This is a genomic window from Mesorhizobium sp. M0522 (assembly GCF_040321085.1).
Lineage (GTDB): Bacteria > Pseudomonadota > Alphaproteobacteria > Rhizobiales > Rhizobiaceae > Mesorhizobium.
This window is the reverse complement of the sequence record NZ_JAMYQW010000006.1, coordinates 1-14736: the sequence shown is the minus strand read 5'-3', so window position 1 is coordinate 14736 and position 14736 is coordinate 1. Positions and strand designations below refer to the sequence as shown.

The window sequence follows — 14736 nt, the reverse complement described above, 5'->3', positions numbered from 1 at the left end:
GGCCGGGCCTCTTGCCTAATCGGCTGATAATGAACATTCTTCGACCGCCGCTGTCGGCGGCCGAACGGAACGGATGAGGGCGTTCGTGAACAGGATCGTACTCTTGGCGCGCAACAACCGCCGGCCTTGTCGCCGGGCTGTTGCTGGCCGCGAATGCTTCGGCGGACGAGGCTTGCGGCCTCTGCGCCAAGGAGGTCGTCATCAATTCCGAACTGGCGAGTTGCTTTCTCGACCAGTACGACCAGATCGCCAAAACCGGCAACGCCGCCGTTGTCGTCGATCTCAGCAGTTGCACCTCACGCGGCGTGGTCGAACCATTGCCGTCGCCGAGCAAGGCGCAGGTGGCGCCTGACGTGCAGTTCATCGTTTCGCGGGCGCAGCTGGATTGCCTGAAGAAGAAGCTGGAGGCGCCGGGCATCGTGCTCGACCCGTCCGCCACCATAGAACTGGACAGCTGCGGATGACGAAAGCGGGGGGCAACGCAACGCAGCAGGTAGTGACGGCGCCGGTACCGCAAAAGAAGCCGGTGGCGCTGCCGGAAACCGTCGAAGGCCTGCCGTGGGTGAGCAATCACGAGGTCAAGAAGGAGGCGAACCCGTTCACCGATCGCGACTGGCGCATGCTCGTCTATGCCTGGTCCGGATTGCTGGTGCGCCTGGCGATCATCTTCACCTTGATCTTTTCGGTCTACCAGTTCCTAGCGAACCAGGAGCAGAAGCGCGTCGAGCAGACGATGTCGCTGGTCGAGCTCTGGGAAAGCAAGGACTACCAGCAGGCGCAACGGGCCCTCAAGCAACGCCTGGCGGCGCTCAACGCCAAATACGGCAATCTGCTCAGTGCCAATCCGACGCCGACCGAGGAACAGGTGTTCAGGCAGCGCATCGGCATCGAAGCGATGAGCGCAACCGGCGGCGACATGCCGCTTGCCGAGTTCAGCGACAATTTCGACCGCATCGTCTATTTCCTCAACCGCCTTTCCTTCTGCGTCGAAGGCAGGCTGTGCTCGCGTGAGGTCGCCGACTCCTATTTCCGCGACTATGCCGCTTCGTTCTGGAGCTATTTTGCCGGCTATATCGACAAGGAACGCAAGGCCGGTTCACCGACTTTCGCCCAGCCGATCGAGAACTATGTCCGCCAGGCGCCACCCTCGGCCCAGTCCAGATAATTCCCGAAAATGCGAAAGCCGGCGACGGAAATGCTCCGCCGCCGGCCGGTTTTCCGCGACGATCGCGGCGGAAACTCTGCAGGCCTATTTGTACAGGCTGTTGATCCACTGGACGTTGATGGCGTTCAGACGCACGGCTGTGTTGGCATCCGGGCTCTCGGCCACGTTCACGCCGGTGATGACGCGCTGCTTGGAGCCATTGTCGTAGGCATAGACCGAGCTGCCGCTCGATCCTGGATACGTGTCGCAGTCGTACTGGAAATACTCGGTGGCGATGTGTTCGGCGAGCACTTCGCAGGTCGCCTTCCACATCGTGCCCATCGGCTTGTCGCCGGGATAGCCGACGATGTTGGCGGTGAAATCGCCGAGATCCACATAATTGGCATAGCCCAGCCAGCCGAGGTTGGTGCCGACATCCTGCTTCAAGGTGACGATGCCGAGATCCCATGGCACGACCGAGCCGTAAAAGCCCTGGTAATTGTCGATGAAGCCCTGGATGATATAGGCGCTTTCATAGGTAAAGGCGCCGAACGGTGCGTCGTCGGCAGTCTTGCCGTTGAGAGCCGGCACGAACAGGATGTCGTCGAGCCAGGCCTTGTCCTCGTGGCTGTAGAGGCAGTGCGCCGCGGTGAGCACCGTGCGCGGGCCGATCAGTGTTGCCGAACAGCTGCCATAGCTGCCGCTTTTCGATTTGCCTTCGAGGTAGCCGATCGCGGTGAACGGGTAGGTTTTGGTATTCTTGATCTGCTCCCGGTCGTCCGTCCCGAACACCTGGCGGCCGGCCTCTTCGCCTCCGCTCAGCCCGGAATTCTCGGACTTCTGTCCCTCGGCGGGCGCGTTCATTTCCTTGATGACAAGGTCCTTCAGCGTCTCGTTCGGATCGATCTTGATGTCCTTGCCATCGGCGGAGCGGCCGACGATGCCATAGGATTTGACGGCCGTTGCTTCGTCGGTGAGCGGCGCGGCGCGGTTGGCCTCGTCCTCGGTCAGTTTCGGCGGGGCGATCGGTTTCGCCCGGCCGGGCTTGTAATCGCCCGATGTCACATCCCGCATGCTTTCGCCGTTGCCGGCATTGGCGGAACCTGGATCGGCTGCCAAGGCAGGAACCGCCCACATTGCGGTGGAAAGCAACGCGGACGCAATAATGCTATATGTCAGTTTTGTCATGGTGAGACTCTCCCAAAAGGCAGCAAGGACTGGATCAAGATACAGAAATATTGTCGAGATCGTGGTGGCGCAGAAAAATGAAATTGGTTACCGGTGCCTTTACCGGGCCATTATTCAGTGCAGCCAGTTTAGGTCCCCGCCAAAAATGCCTGCAACGGTATACTGCCTAAAATAATCCAACATTGGCAACGACAAATTGCTTCCACATAGCCCGTGGGGGGCTATAGGATTTTGGGCGGGTTTGGCTCGACAGCACGACTAGCAGAAATGGTGCTCGGCTTTGTGACGGATCATGCTTCGCCGTGGAGCATGATCTCACCGGCCGGTTCCATTTCAGTGGATCATGCGTCGGCGACTGACCTGTCGGGAACATCGTCTCAGGGGGTTCGAGGTGAAGATCATCCATAGGTTCAGACCGATTGCTGCCGCCGCACTGCTCGGCATCGCGGCGGCCTTGCCGGCCGTCAATTCCGTTCATGCCACGGACGCGGCCGCGCGGCCGGAGGCGGCGATCTCGCCGATGAAACGCGTGGCCGAGGCCAGGGCCAAGGCCAAGGCGGAGAACCCCGACGGCGCCGATCGCGTCTACGGCGGCAAAGAGGCCGACAAGGGCGCTTACCCGTTCCAGGTGGCATTGTTGACCACCAACAGACTGGACAAAAGCCCGGCCTCGCAGGCGAATGCGCAGTTCTGCGGCGGCAGCCTGATCGCGCCGCAATGGGTGCTGACCGCGGCGCACTGCCTCAATGACGACGGCGAGCCGATTTCGCCTGATATGGTCACCGTGCTCACCGGCGCCACCGATCTCAGCGAGGGCAAGCGCTACAAGGCGGCGGAGATCATCGTCAACGAGCGCTATAGCGAGCAGACGCTGGACAACGATCTCGGCTTGATCCGGCTGGCCGAGCCGGCCGATGCTCCGACCATCAAAATTGCCCGTGAGCCGACACCGGACACCGGTAAGACGACGGTCACCGGTTGGGGCAAGATGCAGGACGGAGCGTTTCCCACCGCGCTGATGGTCGCCGACCTGGACCTCCAGCCGAACGCAACCTGCAACAGCGGCATCAAGGCGATTTATGCGCATGATTTGAAGGCAGCGCTCGGCGAGCTCGCCCGCCGCATGCGTTACTCGGAAAGGGGCATCGAGGCGGCCGCCAACGCGATTGCAGCTGACATGGCCGATCCGCTGACCGGCAACATGATCTGCGCCGGCACCGCAAGCGGCGAGCGCGACGCCTGCAACGGCGACAGCGGCGGACCGCTATTCATGACCGGCGCCGATGGCCCGGTGCAGGTCGGCGTCGTCAGCTGGGGCGAAGGTCCGGCCGACGGCAGCACCGCCTGCGGCCACAAGAACGCCTACGGCATCTACACGCGGCTGGCCAATTACACCGGCTGGATCGAAGAGAAGATGAAGACGGCAGCGCCGGCAGCGCCCAAAGCCCTCGGCACGGCGCAGAAGCCCGCCACGCCCTGACCGGTGTCATTTGCTGAATGACGGCGGGAGCAATCCCGCCGTTTCTGCCCGGAACCTTAGGTTGGGACTAGAACCAGCGATCGCGGCGCTGGTCTGTGGCGGCCAAGGCGAGGCCCAGTAGCGCCCCTACGGCCGCTCCGAGTATGAAGGCGGACGATATTGTGCCGGGATTCTCCTGGACAACCCCGGACACTGTCTGCGCCCTGTTGCGCAGGGCTTGTGCCGTCCGCGAGGCGCGCTCAGCAGCGTTGCCATACCAATCGCCGGCGTCCTCAATCGCCTCTTCCGCGCGTTCGGCCAAGGTTCGGTTGATCTTGTTGATCTCGCGCCTCAGCTGCGCGACCTGCTTCTCCAGGGCTTCCTGAGCTTCACGTTGAGTCATCTTCGGTGCTGCGGATTCGTTCGGTTCGTCGGCCATTGTAATCTCCTTTGCTCAGGCTCGGCTCAACGGCCGGCCCACTGTGCAGGTTCCTCCGCAAAACGCGTATGTCCGGTGTTTGTTCGGTGAGAAACCGGCTTTTGTCCGGCATGTCTGCGAATTCGGCATCAACATCGGATCGTTCCGGCGCTCCCCGCGTTGGTGAAAACGCCACAAGGGAGGAACCGCCATGGACGACGATCGGCATGAAAAAATTCGGCAGCGAGCCTATGAAATCTGGGTGCGCGAGGGCCGCCCGCACGGCGCACATGAGCGTCATTGGCAGCAGGCGAAACATGAGCTTGACCTCGACGACGCGACAACGGTGCCGGCAGATGATGGCGCGGCCGAGCACGGTCCCACTGGAACGATCGCCAGTTCCGACGTTCTGACGGTCGAGGCACTGGCGATGCGCACCGGGATAACCGGTGATCAGGCGCAAGAGCTGATCGACAGGCTTGGCAACGACAGAGCGACGCTCGAGGAAGCCGCGCGGAACCTCAAGGCAGCCGAAGGTTAGAGCGTGTTTGAGAAGGGGATTCCCAGCGCTGCTTATCAAGCACGCTTTTAGCGGCGCTCGACACCCTTTGCCGCCAGGATGTCATCAACGGCTGCCGACATCAGAAATTCCGACAGCTGCTTGGCAGCTTCTGCGTCCGTTGAATCGGCGCTGATGCCAATGGCGAAGTCGACGTAACTCTGGAGTTCTTCCGGAAACCGACCGACAAGCATGACCTCGGGAGCGGCCGCGAGAATCGAAGTCACGGGAACGACCCCCAACTCGGCTTCCCCACGTCCCACGGCCGGCGCTGTCTGCCCTCCTGGTATGGCCACCAGCTTGGGCTTCACCTCATCCGCTATCCCCAAACGTTCCAGCAAACCGGAGAAGTAGCCACCGCTGGTTCCTTCACTGGCGTAGGCGATCGATCTGGCGCTCTTCAACGCCTGTTCGAATGCTTCCACGGACCCGATGTCGAGCGGTCGACTGCCAGCCTTGGCCGCCACCCCCATTGCTATCCGGCCGAACGCTACCTGGCTCCCCGCCTTGACCTTTCCCAAGGCGGCCAGATCCTGAACCAGGTTCGGATTGGTGATGACGAGGTCAAAAGCTTCCCCAGCCTCAATCTGCTTCTTTACGGTCGGATTGAGCTCCCACTTGACCGCAACTGTGAATCCCGTGGCCGCTTCGAACCGAGGTATGAGCGCAACGACGGCGGGGCGGACCGCAATGGCGCCAAAAAGCCGGATTTCCTGATTCATGGCCTAACCCCGAATCGATCGTAACGACCTTCCTTGGAAGGCGTATCTAAGCCTTCATTCGGCGACCAGATGCCGAAGTCGCCTACTTCCTTGGCGGACCCTTGCGCTCGGCCGATGCCGCCCAGAGATTGATGTCCGACTCGCGGGCAAAGCTGTCGATCTCGGCGAGCTCTGCATCGCTGAAGTCGAGCGCCTCAAGCGCGCCGACGCAATCCTCGACCTGTTCCGGCCGGCTGGCGCCGATCAGCGCCGACGTCACCCTGCCCCTGCGCAGCACCCAGGCCAGCGCCATCTGCGCCAGCGTCTGGCCGCGGCGACGGGCGATGGCGTTCAGCGCCTCGATATTGGCGACGGACTTGTCGTTGATGAATGCCGGGCGCAGCGACTTGCCCTGGCTGGCGCGGCTGCCATCGGGGATGCCGCCGAGATATTTGTCGGTCAGCATGCCCTGCGCCAGCGGCGAGAACACGATGCAACCGACGCCAAGCCCCTCCAGCGTATCGAGCAGGCCGTCATCCTCGACCCAGCGGTTGAGCATCGAATAGCTCGGCTGATGGATCACGCAAGGCGTGCCGAGCTGCTTCAATATATCGGCGGCCTCGCGTGTTCGCTGGGAATTGTAGGAGGAAATGCCGGCATAGAGCGCCTTGCCCGAGCGCACCGCGTGATCGAGCGCGCCCATCGTTTCCTCCAGCGGGGTGTCGGGGTCGAAGCGGTGCGAATAGAAGATGTCGACATAGTCGAGCCCCATCCGCTTCAGGCTCTGGTCGAGGCTGGCCAGCACATATTTGCGGCCGCCCCATTCGCCATAAGGCCCTGCCCACATTTCGTAGCCGGCCTTGGTCGAGATGATCAGCTCGTCGCGATAGCCGGCAAAGTCCTTCCGCAGGATCTCGCCGAACGCCCGCTCCGCCGAGCCGGGCTGCGGGCCGTAATTGTTGGCGAGGTCGAAATGCGTGATGCCGAGGTCGAAGGCCTTGCGCGTAATCGCCTGCTTGGTTCTATGCGGCGTGTCGTCGCCGAAATTGTGCCACAGCCCAAGCGAGATCGCCGGCAGCTTCAAGCCGGAGCGCCCGCAGCGATTGTAGATCATCTTTTTGTAGCGGTTCTCGGCGGGGACATAGGGCATGGGAAATCCTCATATCTCATATCGAAACGCGCCCGACGGCTGCCGACGCGATGACGGGCAAGTCGGCTCCAGCCTCACCCTTAGCCTCTCCCCGCGCAAACGGGGAGAGGCTGTTGCGGTCCTTGGGAGGTGCGCCGCCTACTTCGTTTTCTTCTTCGCCAGCAGCTCCTTCGCCGCCTTGACGCCGAGTGCCGCGGGCCGCTCGCAGCTGGTCTGCATGGCAACGAACTTTCCGGTCTCGCCCGAGCGCAACAGGCCGGTCATGACGTCGACGGCATGCAGCGCCAGTTCCATCGAGCAGCGGTGCGGCCTGCCTTCGGTAATCGCTATCGCCATATCGGCAAGGCCGGCGGTGCGGTAGTTGGCCATCATGCCTTGCGAATGCATCTCGTTGGGCACGCCGAACGGATGCGGCCATTTCGGCAGCTTCTTGACCGGCTTGGCGGCTTCGGTGAAACGCACGTCGCCGCCGAAGAAGTTCGGATCCGGCACGAACACCGTGCCGGCCTCGCCATAGAGTTCCATCGGCGCGTGGCCGTGGCTCCAGACATCCCAGCTGGTGTTGAGCGTCACCACGGCGCCGTTCTCGAACTCCAGCACGCCGTGGATCGTCGTCGGCGTGGAGACCGGGATCTTTTCGCCGGCGCGCGGCTTCGAGCTGATGATGCGTTCCGTCATCGGGATCGAAGCGAAGGCCGCGACCCGCTTCACCGGCCCGATCAGCTGGATCAGGTTGGTGATGTAATAGGGTCCGATATCGAGCACCGGCCCGGCGCCCGGCTGAAAGAAGAAGTCCGGATTGGGGTGCCAATGCTCCATGCCATGGCTCATCACATGACATGTGCCGCTGGTGACCTTGCCGAGCCTGCCGGTGTCGATGAGGTCGCGGACAAGCTGGTGCGCGCCGCCGAGGAAGGTGTCGGGGGCCGAACCGATGCGCAGCCCCTTGCTTTCCGCCCGTTTTTTCAGGTCGAGCCCTTCCTTGACCGACAGCACGAAGGGCTTCTCCGAATAGACGTGCTTGCCGGCATCGAGGATCTGCTTCGACACCTCGTAATGCACCGCCGGAATGGTCAGGTTGACGATGATGTCGATATCGTCGGCCTTGAGCAGCCCCTCGACGGTCTCGGCGCGCAGCTTGAACTCTTTTGCCCGCGCTTTCGCCGCTTCCATGTTGATGTCGGCGCAGGCGCGCATCTCGATGCCGCGAAACAGCGGCGCCAGCGAGAAATACGCCTTCGAGATGTTGCCGCAGCCGATGACGCCGATGCCAAGTTTTGTTGCCATGCTGGTGTGCTCCTAATAGGTCTTGGCGGCTGCGATCGAGCGGCGGGCGAAGCGCTCGATATCGTTGGGATTGTCCTGTTCCATGACGTAGTATTTTGCGGCGCTTTTGGCGTGTAGCGCCTTGATCAGGCCGGGCCAGTCGATGGTGCCGTGGCCGACGTCGGACCAGCCGTCCTCGTCGAGGCCCTCGCCCGGCTTGGCCAAGTCCTTGACATGGACGGCGACGATGCGCTTGCCGTGCTTCTCGATCCAGGGCAGCGGATCGACGCCGCCGCGCACCACCCAGGCGACGTCCATCTCCCAGCCGATGTCGGGCGCGGAGGACAGGATATGGTCCTGCGGCACCGAGCCGTCGGCAAGCGCCTTGAACTCGAAATCATGGTTGTGCCAGGCAAAGCCGTAGCCGGCTTTCCTGGCCGTCTCGCCGACCTTGGCCAGGCGTTCGCCGAAGCCGCGCCAGCCGGCTGTGTCGGCCGGCCTGAACTCGGCGTTCAGGAACGGGCAGATGAGCAGCGTGATGCCGAGCGCGTCGGCCGTCCTGCGCACGCCGTCGAAATCCTTCTCGAGCGCGTCGATCGAGAAATGCCCGGTCGGCATGGCGAGCCCGTTCTTGTCGAGCTCGGCACGGAACGCCTTGGGATCGTCATAGACGCCGCCGAACCCTTCGACTTGGCTGTAACCAAGCTCCCCCAGCATCTTGAGCACGCCCTCCCAAGGCTGGAAATTGCGGGCGCTGTAAAGTTGGAATGACCAGTTCATCGTCTCTGTCCGTTTTCTTGTGGATGGTTAGTTTTGGGGGGATGAGTCTTGGGGAGTGGAAGAGTCTTGGGAGGCTAAATCATGCTCTAGAGGCGGTTACCCGTGGCGGCGTCGAAAAGCGAGGCGCGCATCGGGTCAAAACCGATGCCGACCGCCTCGGCGTTGTTTGGCGTGCGCTCGGCTGTCACCCGCACCGTGAAATTCTGGCCGGCGAGCTTCAGCCAGACCAGCGTGTCGGAACCCATGGGCTCGACGACCTCGACATTTGCCGTGGCTGCGAACGGCCATCCCGTGCCGCTGTTGAACGCCACGTGCTCGGGGCGGATGCCGAACACGGCCGGCCCTGGCACCGGGTCCTTCTCGAAAGCATAGGTGGCAAGCGGTATCCGCACATCCTCGGCGACGAAGTGCCAGTCGCCTGCCGCTTGCTCCAGTCTGCCGTCGAGGAAGTTCATTGCCGGCGAGCCGAGGAAGCCGGCGACAAACCGGTTGACCGGCCGGTTATAGATGGTCTGCGGCGCATCGAGCTGCTGGATGACGCCGCCCTTCATCACCGCGATACGGTCGGCCAGCGTCATCGCCTCGATCTGGTCGTGGGTGACGTAGATCATGGTGTTTTCCAGCTTGCGATGCAGCAGCTTGATTTCGACGCGCAATTCCGCGCGCAGCTTGGCGTCGAGATTGGAGAGCGGCTCGTCGAACAGAAAGACATCGACGTCACGCACAAGTGCGCGCCCGATCGCCACGCGCTGGCGCTGGCCGCCGGACAGCGCCGCCGGCTTGCGATGCAAAAGCGGTTCGATCTGCAGGATCTCGGCGGCCCGGGCGATGCGCTTGGCGATCTCGTCCTTGGCGAGGCCGGCAACGCGCAGCCCGAACGACAGGTTCTTCTCCACCGTCATCTGCGGATAGAGCGCGTAGGACTGGAACACCATGCCGATGCCGCGATCCTTGGGCTCTTCCCAAGTGACGTTCTTGCCCTTGATGAAGATGCGGCCTTCGGAAACGTCGAGCAGCCCGGCAATGCAGTTGAGCAAGGTCGACTTGCCGCAGCCGGACGGGCCGAGCAGCACGATGAATTCGCCTTCGGCGACATCGAGGTTGAGCGTCTGCAGCACCGATATCGCACCGAAATTCAGCGACAGGTTCTGGATCGAGACGCTGGTGCCGTTTGCCGCAATGCTGCCGTTTGCGTTCATCGCCATCATCCTTTCACCGCGCCGGCGGCGATGCCGCGCACAAACAATTTTCCGGACAGGAAATAGACGATCAGCGGCACCAGGCCGGTCAGGATGGTGGCTGCCATGTTGACGTTGTATTCCTTCACGCCTTGCACCGAGTTGACGATGTTGTTGAGCTGCACCGTCATCGGATAGGTGTCGGGGCGGGTGTAGACGACGCCGAACAGGAAGTCGTTCCAGATGCCGGTCACCTGCAGGATGATGGCGACGACGAAGATCGGCAGCGACATCGGCAGCATGATGCGGAAATAGATGCCCCAGAAGCCGGCGCCGTCGACACGCGCTGCCCGGAACAGCTCCTCCGGCATGGAGGTAAAGTAGTTGCGGAACAACAGTGTGAGGATCGGCATGCCGAAGATGGAATGGACGATCACCAGGCCGCTGAGGCTGCCGTAAAGGCCGACTTCGCGCAGGATGATGACGATCGGATAGATCATCACCTGATAGGGGATGAAGGCGCCGACGATCAGGATGATGAAGAAGGTGTCGGCACCTTTGAAGCGCCAGTTGGCAAGCGCATAGCCGTTCACCGAGGCGAGCGCGATCGACAGGATCACCGACGGGATTGTGATGCGCACCGAATTCCAGAAGCCACGCGACAGCCCGTCGCAGTTGAGCCCGGTGCAGGCGCTCGACCAGGCCTTGACCCATGGCTCGAAGGTGATCTCCATCGGCGGCGAGAAGATGTTGCCGAGGCGTATCTCGGGCATGCCTTTGAGCGACGTCACCACCATCACATAGAGCGGCAAAAGATAGTAGAGCGCCACCACGATGAGCGTGCCGTAGAGGAAGATGTTGCGGCGCGAGAACATATGCCGCGGCTTCGGCCCGCTCGGCCCGTAGGCTTCGAGCCCGCCGGCGCCGCCAATAGCGGGCAATGAAACGGTATGGTCAGACACGCTTCTTGCCTCCGAACTCGAGATAGGCCCACGGCACGATGACGATGATCACCGACAGCAGCATCATGGTCGAGGCGGCGAACCCCTGACCGAGGTTCTGGGCGAAGAACATGTAGTCATAGACATATTTGGCCGGGACTTCGGAGGCGATGCCGGGCCCGCCGCTGGTCTGGGCGACAACCAGGTCATAGATCTTGACGATACCGGCAGCGATGATGACGAGCGTGGTGATAAACACCGGCCGCATCATCGGTATGATGATGAACAGATAGGTCTTCCAGGTCGGTATCCCGTCGACCCGCGCGGCCTTCCAGATATCCTCGTCGATGCCGCGCAGGCCGGCCAGCATCAGGCACATGATGAGCCCGGTGCCTTGCCAGAGAGCGGCGATCAATATGCCGTAGATGACGATGCTGGAATCATAAAGCGGATTGAAGCTGAAGCTCGTCCAGCCGAGGCTGCGCACCACTCCCTGGATCCCGAACTCGGGGTTGAGCAGCCACTGCCAGACGAGACCGGTGACGATAAAGGACAGGGCGAAGGGATAGAGGAAGATGGTCCGGAACGTGTCCTCGAACCGGATCTTCTGGTCGAGCAGGGCGGCAAGCAGGAAGCCGATGACCAGCGAGAACAGCAGCGACAGCACGCCGTAGATCAGCAGGTTCTCGATCGAGACCAGCCAGCGCGGCACCGACCACAGCCGGTAGTACTGGTCGAGCCCGACGAAATTCAGCCGTGGCAGGAGCTTCGAACTGGTGAAGGAATAAAGCACCGTCCACGCGCTGCCGCCGACAAAGATCACCAGCGCGGTGAGGATCATTGGGATCGAGGCGATCTTCGCATTGAGGTTGCGAAAGAGTTGGCTAGGGCGTTCGCTCTTGCTCATCTGCACAGCCGCGCTGGATCGGGTAAGGGCCGGAGGGTCAAGAGGCCTTGACCCGAGCTCCCGACCCTGCGTTTGCAGGGGCGGGAGTGAGGTGGTTGGTCGATCGCTCAATCGGCCGAACCGACGATGGCGGCGAAGCGCTTCTGCGCATCTTCCACGGTCATGTCCTGCTTGGCGAAGAACTCGGAGAAAAGATCCTCCTTCTGCTTCTGCGTATCCTGCGAAAGCAGCTGGTCGGTCCAGGGCATGACATTGCCCTTGGCGAGAATTTCGAGCCCCTTCTTCATGCAGTCGTTCGCCGCCTTGAGGTCGACGTCGCCGCGCACCGGCAGCGAACCTTTCTTGAGATTAAAGGCGACCTGCGTCTTGGGATCGAGCAGCGTGTGGGCCAGCACTTCCTGTGCCTTCGATTTTTCGGGGTCCTTCAGCAGCGGGAAGTAGAAAGCGTCGCCGCCGGTAGCGATCATCTCGTTGAGACCGAGGCCCGGAAGGCAAGTATAGTCCTTGCCGGCGACCTGACCGGCAACCTGGAACTCGCCCTGCGCCCAGTCACCCATGATCTGGCCGCCCGCCTTGCCGGTGATGACCAGGTTGGTGGCCTGGTTCCAGTCCTGCACATTGGTGTTCTTCGCCATCTTGCGAGCGTCGTCCGCGGCCTTGAAGACCTTGGCGACCTCGGGCCCGGCGGCGAATTCCGCGTCCTTGTCCTTGTAGACCTTGAGGAAGGCGTCGGTGCCGCCGACCGCCGCAAGCAGCACGTCGAAAGCGCCGGAGGCCTGCCAGGGCTGGCCGCCGACCGCGAGCGGCTGGATGCCTGCTTTTTCAAGCGCGGGCGCCGCAGCGACATATTCATTCCAGTTCTTCGGCACCGGCACGCCGGCTTTTTCGAAGGCGGCGTTCGACAGCCACAGCCACTGCCAGGAGTGGATATTGACCGGCACGCAATAGATCTTGCCGTCGAGGGTACAGCCGTCGAGCAGGCTCTTCGGCTGCACGATTTCCGTCCACTTTTCCTTGGTGGCGAGATCGGTGAGGTCGCGCATCAGCCCGGCCTGCACCAATTCTTCCGCCTGCCGGCCGTGATTGAACTGGGTCGCGCCCATCGGGTCGCCGCCGGTGATGCGGCTGATCATGATCGGCCGCGCCGTGCCGCCGGAGCCGGCGATGGCGCCGTCAACCCAGTGATTGCCGGTTGCGTCGAAAGCCTTGGCGAGTTCGGCGACCGCTGCCGCCTCGCCGCCGGAGGTCCACCAATGGGTGACTTCCAGATCCGTCGCGGCCGCCGGGCCGGCAAATTGCAGCGCGACCGTCGCAGCCAGCGCAGCAGTCATGAGTTGGTATCGCATTTCGTTCCTCCCAGAATCTGAAACGTTACAGATTTTCGATACGGCAATTGCTTGAGGCGCGCAACCCCTCAGGCGAAGGTGGCATCAAGTTTTTTCGAAGCGCGAATAAAATCGCGCGGCTCGCCGGCCTACCGCATCGCAACAAGAGGGGTTGCACTGCAAAATGGAATGCTGCGACGCCAAAAAATCGGAAAAGCCCGTTCGAATCACGGTTTTGCACCGACTGCAGCACCGCTCGTTCTGCATCTGTCACCAGTGATATGGCGATGGTCGTGACAATCTGTAACGTTTCAGTATATAGCGGTTTCATTCGGTGAGAGCCCGCGGCGAACCCGCGGCCGGCCGATTGCCGGCCTGTCCGGCAACTGTTATGCGCCTGACGCGGCGGGATGAATGAACAGGCATCAAAAAGAGAAGGCCGACGAAGCGTCGGGCCAGGGCCGGCCGACACTGAAGACGCTCGCCTTCATGACCGGGCTGGGCGTCACCACCGTGTCGCGCGCGCTGAAGGATGCGCCCGAGATCGGCGCCGAGACCAGGCGGCGCGTCCAGCTTGTCGCCAAGCAGATCGGTTATCGGCCCAACCGTGCCGGCGTCCGCCTGCGCACCGGCAAGACCAATGTCATCAGCCTGGTGCTCAACACCGAGCACGAGATCATGAGCTTTGTCTCGGATATCATCTACGGCGTTTCCGAAGTCATTGCCGACACGCCCTACCATTTGATCGTGACACCCTACTCGCGCTCGCAGGATCCGCTCGACCCGATCCGCTACCTCGTGGAAACCGGTTCAGCCGACGGCGTCATCATTTCGCGCACGCAGCCGAACGATCCGAGGGCCCGTTATATGCTGGAGCGCGGCATCCCCTTTGCCACGCATGGCCGCACCGATATGGGGCTGATCCATCCCTACCATGATTTCGACAATTACGCTTTCGCAGCCGAGGCAGTGCGCCATCTGGCCGGCCTCGGCCGCCGCCGCCTGGCTCTGTTGGCGCCGCCGGTCGAGCTGACCTATCACGGCCACACGCTCGCAGGCTTTGCCGATGCGCTGAGCGAGGTCGGCGCCAGCGAGATTCCGTTCAACACCGTTTCGATCGATCATTCGATCGAGCAGATCAGAATGCGGACCGCACAGCTGATGCGCCGCGAAAGCCGCCCCGACGGTTTCATCAGCAGCGCCGCCGCCGCGACGCTCGCCATCGTCGCCGGCATCGAAGACGCCGGCCTCAAGCTTGGCCGCGATGTCGATGTGGTGTCCAAACAATCGTCGGAGCTTCTGCACCTGTTTCGCAGCGAATTGCTGGTCGTCAACGAGAACTTCCGACTGGCCGGCGCCGAACTCGCCCGCTCGGTGCTGGGCTGGATCGGCGGCGCCGCACCCGGCACCCTGCAAAGCCTGAGCGAGCCGGGCGAAGTGCAGGCCTATCGCCGTCCCGACTAGAGCGGGATACGTTCAAATTGAACTGGCATCCGGCTCGTTGAAACTGGCATCCGCATTTCTGCGACGCCAGTGATTCCACTTGGCTGCAAAATGCGCGCTGCTGACTGGCAGCCTTGGGCCGTATGGAGAAAGTCCGCTTTGGGAACCAGCGGTGTGGTTAGCTGTCCTTCAGCTTTCGTGAAGAGTTTCGGGCGCCGGCAGGCGTACGAAAGTCCCCGAGGAAGGAACCCGCGGGCCACAGTCGATGGGCTATGGG

At 62.2% G+C, this 14736-nt stretch carries 15 protein-coding genes; 5 read left to right on the top strand and 10 right to left on the bottom strand.

What is annotated here, in order from left to right; translation table 11 throughout:
• Positions 1-140: 140 nt before the first annotated feature.
• Positions 141-464, top strand: a complete 324-nt coding sequence (locus NKI58_RS09645) for a hypothetical protein (RefSeq protein WP_352853140.1) — start codon at positions 141-143, stop codon at positions 462-464.
• Complete coding sequence (locus tag NKI58_RS09640; RefSeq protein ID WP_352785475.1) at positions 461-1165, top strand: DUF4760 domain-containing protein; 705 nt, start codon at positions 461-463, stop codon at positions 1163-1165. The genes NKI58_RS09645 and NKI58_RS09640 overlap by 4 nt, the downstream gene beginning before the upstream one ends.
• Positions 1166-1249: 84 nt before the next feature.
• On the opposite strand, the gene NKI58_RS09635 is transcribed toward NKI58_RS09640, so the two are convergent.
• Entirely contained in the window at positions 1250-2332 is a 1083-nt protein-coding gene (locus NKI58_RS09635) for a trypsin-like serine peptidase (protein ID WP_352568254.1), read from the bottom strand.
• 391 nt (positions 2333-2723) lie between these two features.
• Here NKI58_RS09635 and NKI58_RS09630 point away from each other — a divergent pair, with 391 nt between their 5' ends.
• Entirely contained in the window at positions 2724-3812 is a 1089-nt protein-coding gene (locus tag NKI58_RS09630) for a S1 family serine peptidase (protein ID WP_352785472.1), read from the top strand.
• A gap of 67 nt (positions 3813-3879) precedes the next feature.
• On the opposite strand, the gene NKI58_RS09625 is transcribed toward NKI58_RS09630, so the two are convergent.
• Positions 3880-4230 (bottom strand): hypothetical protein, encoded by a 351-nt coding sequence (locus NKI58_RS09625; protein ID WP_023675228.1) that lies wholly within the window; start codon positions 4228-4230, stop codon positions 3880-3882.
• Positions 4231-4420: 190 nt separating this feature from the next.
• On the opposite strand from NKI58_RS09625, the gene NKI58_RS09620 reads away from it, so the two are divergent.
• Positions 4421-4750: a DUF2934 domain-containing protein gene (locus NKI58_RS09620; RefSeq protein WP_352577436.1), complete on the top strand. Its 330-nt coding sequence runs from the start codon at positions 4421-4423 to the stop codon at positions 4748-4750.
• 47 nt (positions 4751-4797) lie between these two features.
• Here NKI58_RS09620 and NKI58_RS09615 read toward each other — a convergent pair whose 3' ends face one another.
• The 8 genes from NKI58_RS09615 to NKI58_RS09580 form a co-directional block, all read right to left on the bottom strand.
• Positions 4798-5490: a molybdate ABC transporter substrate-binding protein gene (locus NKI58_RS09615; protein ID WP_352568257.1), complete on the bottom strand. Its 693-nt coding sequence runs from the start codon at positions 5488-5490 to the stop codon at positions 4798-4800.
• Between the two features lie 82 nt (positions 5491-5572).
• The gene (gene mgrA, locus NKI58_RS09610; RefSeq protein WP_352633785.1) at positions 5573-6619 is read right to left on the bottom strand and encodes an L-glyceraldehyde 3-phosphate reductase; all 1047 of its coding nucleotides are present in this window, start codon (positions 6617-6619) and stop codon (positions 5573-5575) included.
• 138 nt (positions 6620-6757) lie between these two features.
• Positions 6758-7906: a Gfo/Idh/MocA family protein gene (locus tag NKI58_RS09605; protein ID WP_352633787.1), complete on the bottom strand. Its 1149-nt coding sequence runs from the start codon at positions 7904-7906 to the stop codon at positions 6758-6760.
• 12 nt (positions 7907-7918) lie between these two features.
• Positions 7919-8665 (bottom strand): sugar phosphate isomerase/epimerase family protein, encoded by a 747-nt coding sequence (locus tag NKI58_RS09600; protein ID WP_352568260.1) that lies wholly within the window; start codon positions 8663-8665, stop codon positions 7919-7921.
• Positions 8666-8751: 86 nt separating this feature from the next.
• Complete coding sequence (locus NKI58_RS09595) at positions 8752-9864, bottom strand: ABC transporter ATP-binding protein (RefSeq protein ID WP_352448362.1); 1113 nt, start codon at positions 9862-9864, stop codon at positions 8752-8754.
• Between the two features lie 5 nt (positions 9865-9869).
• Entirely contained in the window at positions 9870-10805 is a 936-nt protein-coding gene (locus NKI58_RS09590; RefSeq protein WP_352785465.1) for a carbohydrate ABC transporter permease, read from the bottom strand.
• Complete coding sequence (locus NKI58_RS09585) at positions 10798-11691, bottom strand: carbohydrate ABC transporter permease (RefSeq protein ID WP_352448363.1); 894 nt, start codon at positions 11689-11691, stop codon at positions 10798-10800. Before NKI58_RS09585 ends, NKI58_RS09590 begins: the two co-directional genes overlap by 8 nt.
• Positions 11692-11798: 107 nt before the next feature.
• The gene (locus NKI58_RS09580; protein WP_292663281.1) at positions 11799-13037 is read right to left on the bottom strand and encodes an ABC transporter substrate-binding protein; all 1239 of its coding nucleotides are present in this window, start codon (positions 13035-13037) and stop codon (positions 11799-11801) included.
• Positions 13038-13430: 393 nt separating this feature from the next.
• On the opposite strand from NKI58_RS09580, the gene NKI58_RS09575 reads away from it, so the two are divergent.
• Positions 13431-14480 (top strand): LacI family transcriptional regulator, encoded by a 1050-nt coding sequence (locus NKI58_RS09575; RefSeq protein ID WP_254816774.1) that lies wholly within the window; start codon positions 13431-13433, stop codon positions 14478-14480.
• The last annotated feature ends 256 nt before the right edge of the window (positions 14481-14736 follow it).

Bases quoted from the DNA above. Each gene is read 5' to 3' on its own strand.
- NKI58_RS09640 (WP_352785475.1), top strand. From the start codon at position 461: ATGACGAAAGCGGGGGGCAACGCAACGCAGCAGGTAGTGACGGCGCCG.
- NKI58_RS09635 (WP_352568254.1), bottom strand. From the start codon at position 2,332: ATGACAAAACTGACATATAGCATTATTGCGTCCGCGTTGCTTTCCACC.
- NKI58_RS09625 (WP_023675228.1), bottom strand. From the start codon at position 4,230: ATGGCCGACGAACCGAACGAATCCGCAGCACCGAAGATGACTCAACGT.
- NKI58_RS09620 (WP_352577436.1), top strand. From the start codon at position 4,421: ATGGACGACGATCGGCATGAAAAAATTCGGCAGCGAGCCTATGAAATC.
- NKI58_RS09615 (WP_352568257.1), bottom strand. From the start codon at position 5,490: ATGAATCAGGAAATCCGGCTTTTTGGCGCCATTGCGGTCCGCCCCGCC.
- mgrA (WP_352633785.1), bottom strand. From the start codon at position 6,619: ATGCCCTATGTCCCCGCCGAGAACCGCTACAAAAAGATGATCTACAAT.
- NKI58_RS09605 (WP_352633787.1), bottom strand. From the start codon at position 7,906: ATGGCAACAAAACTTGGCATCGGCGTCATCGGCTGCGGCAACATCTCG.
- NKI58_RS09600 (WP_352568260.1), bottom strand. From the start codon at position 8,665: ATGAACTGGTCATTCCAACTTTACAGCGCCCGCAATTTCCAGCCTTGG.
- NKI58_RS09595 (WP_352448362.1), bottom strand. From the start codon at position 9,864: ATGAACGCAAACGGCAGCATTGCGGCAAACGGCACCAGCGTCTCGATC.
- NKI58_RS09585 (WP_352448363.1), bottom strand. From the start codon at position 11,691: ATGAGCAAGAGCGAACGCCCTAGCCAACTCTTTCGCAACCTCAATGCG.
- NKI58_RS09580 (WP_292663281.1), bottom strand. From the start codon at position 13,037: ATGCGATACCAACTCATGACTGCTGCGCTGGCTGCGACGGTCGCGCTG.
- NKI58_RS09575 (WP_254816774.1), top strand. From the start codon at position 13,431: ATGAACAGGCATCAAAAAGAGAAGGCCGACGAAGCGTCGGGCCAGGGC.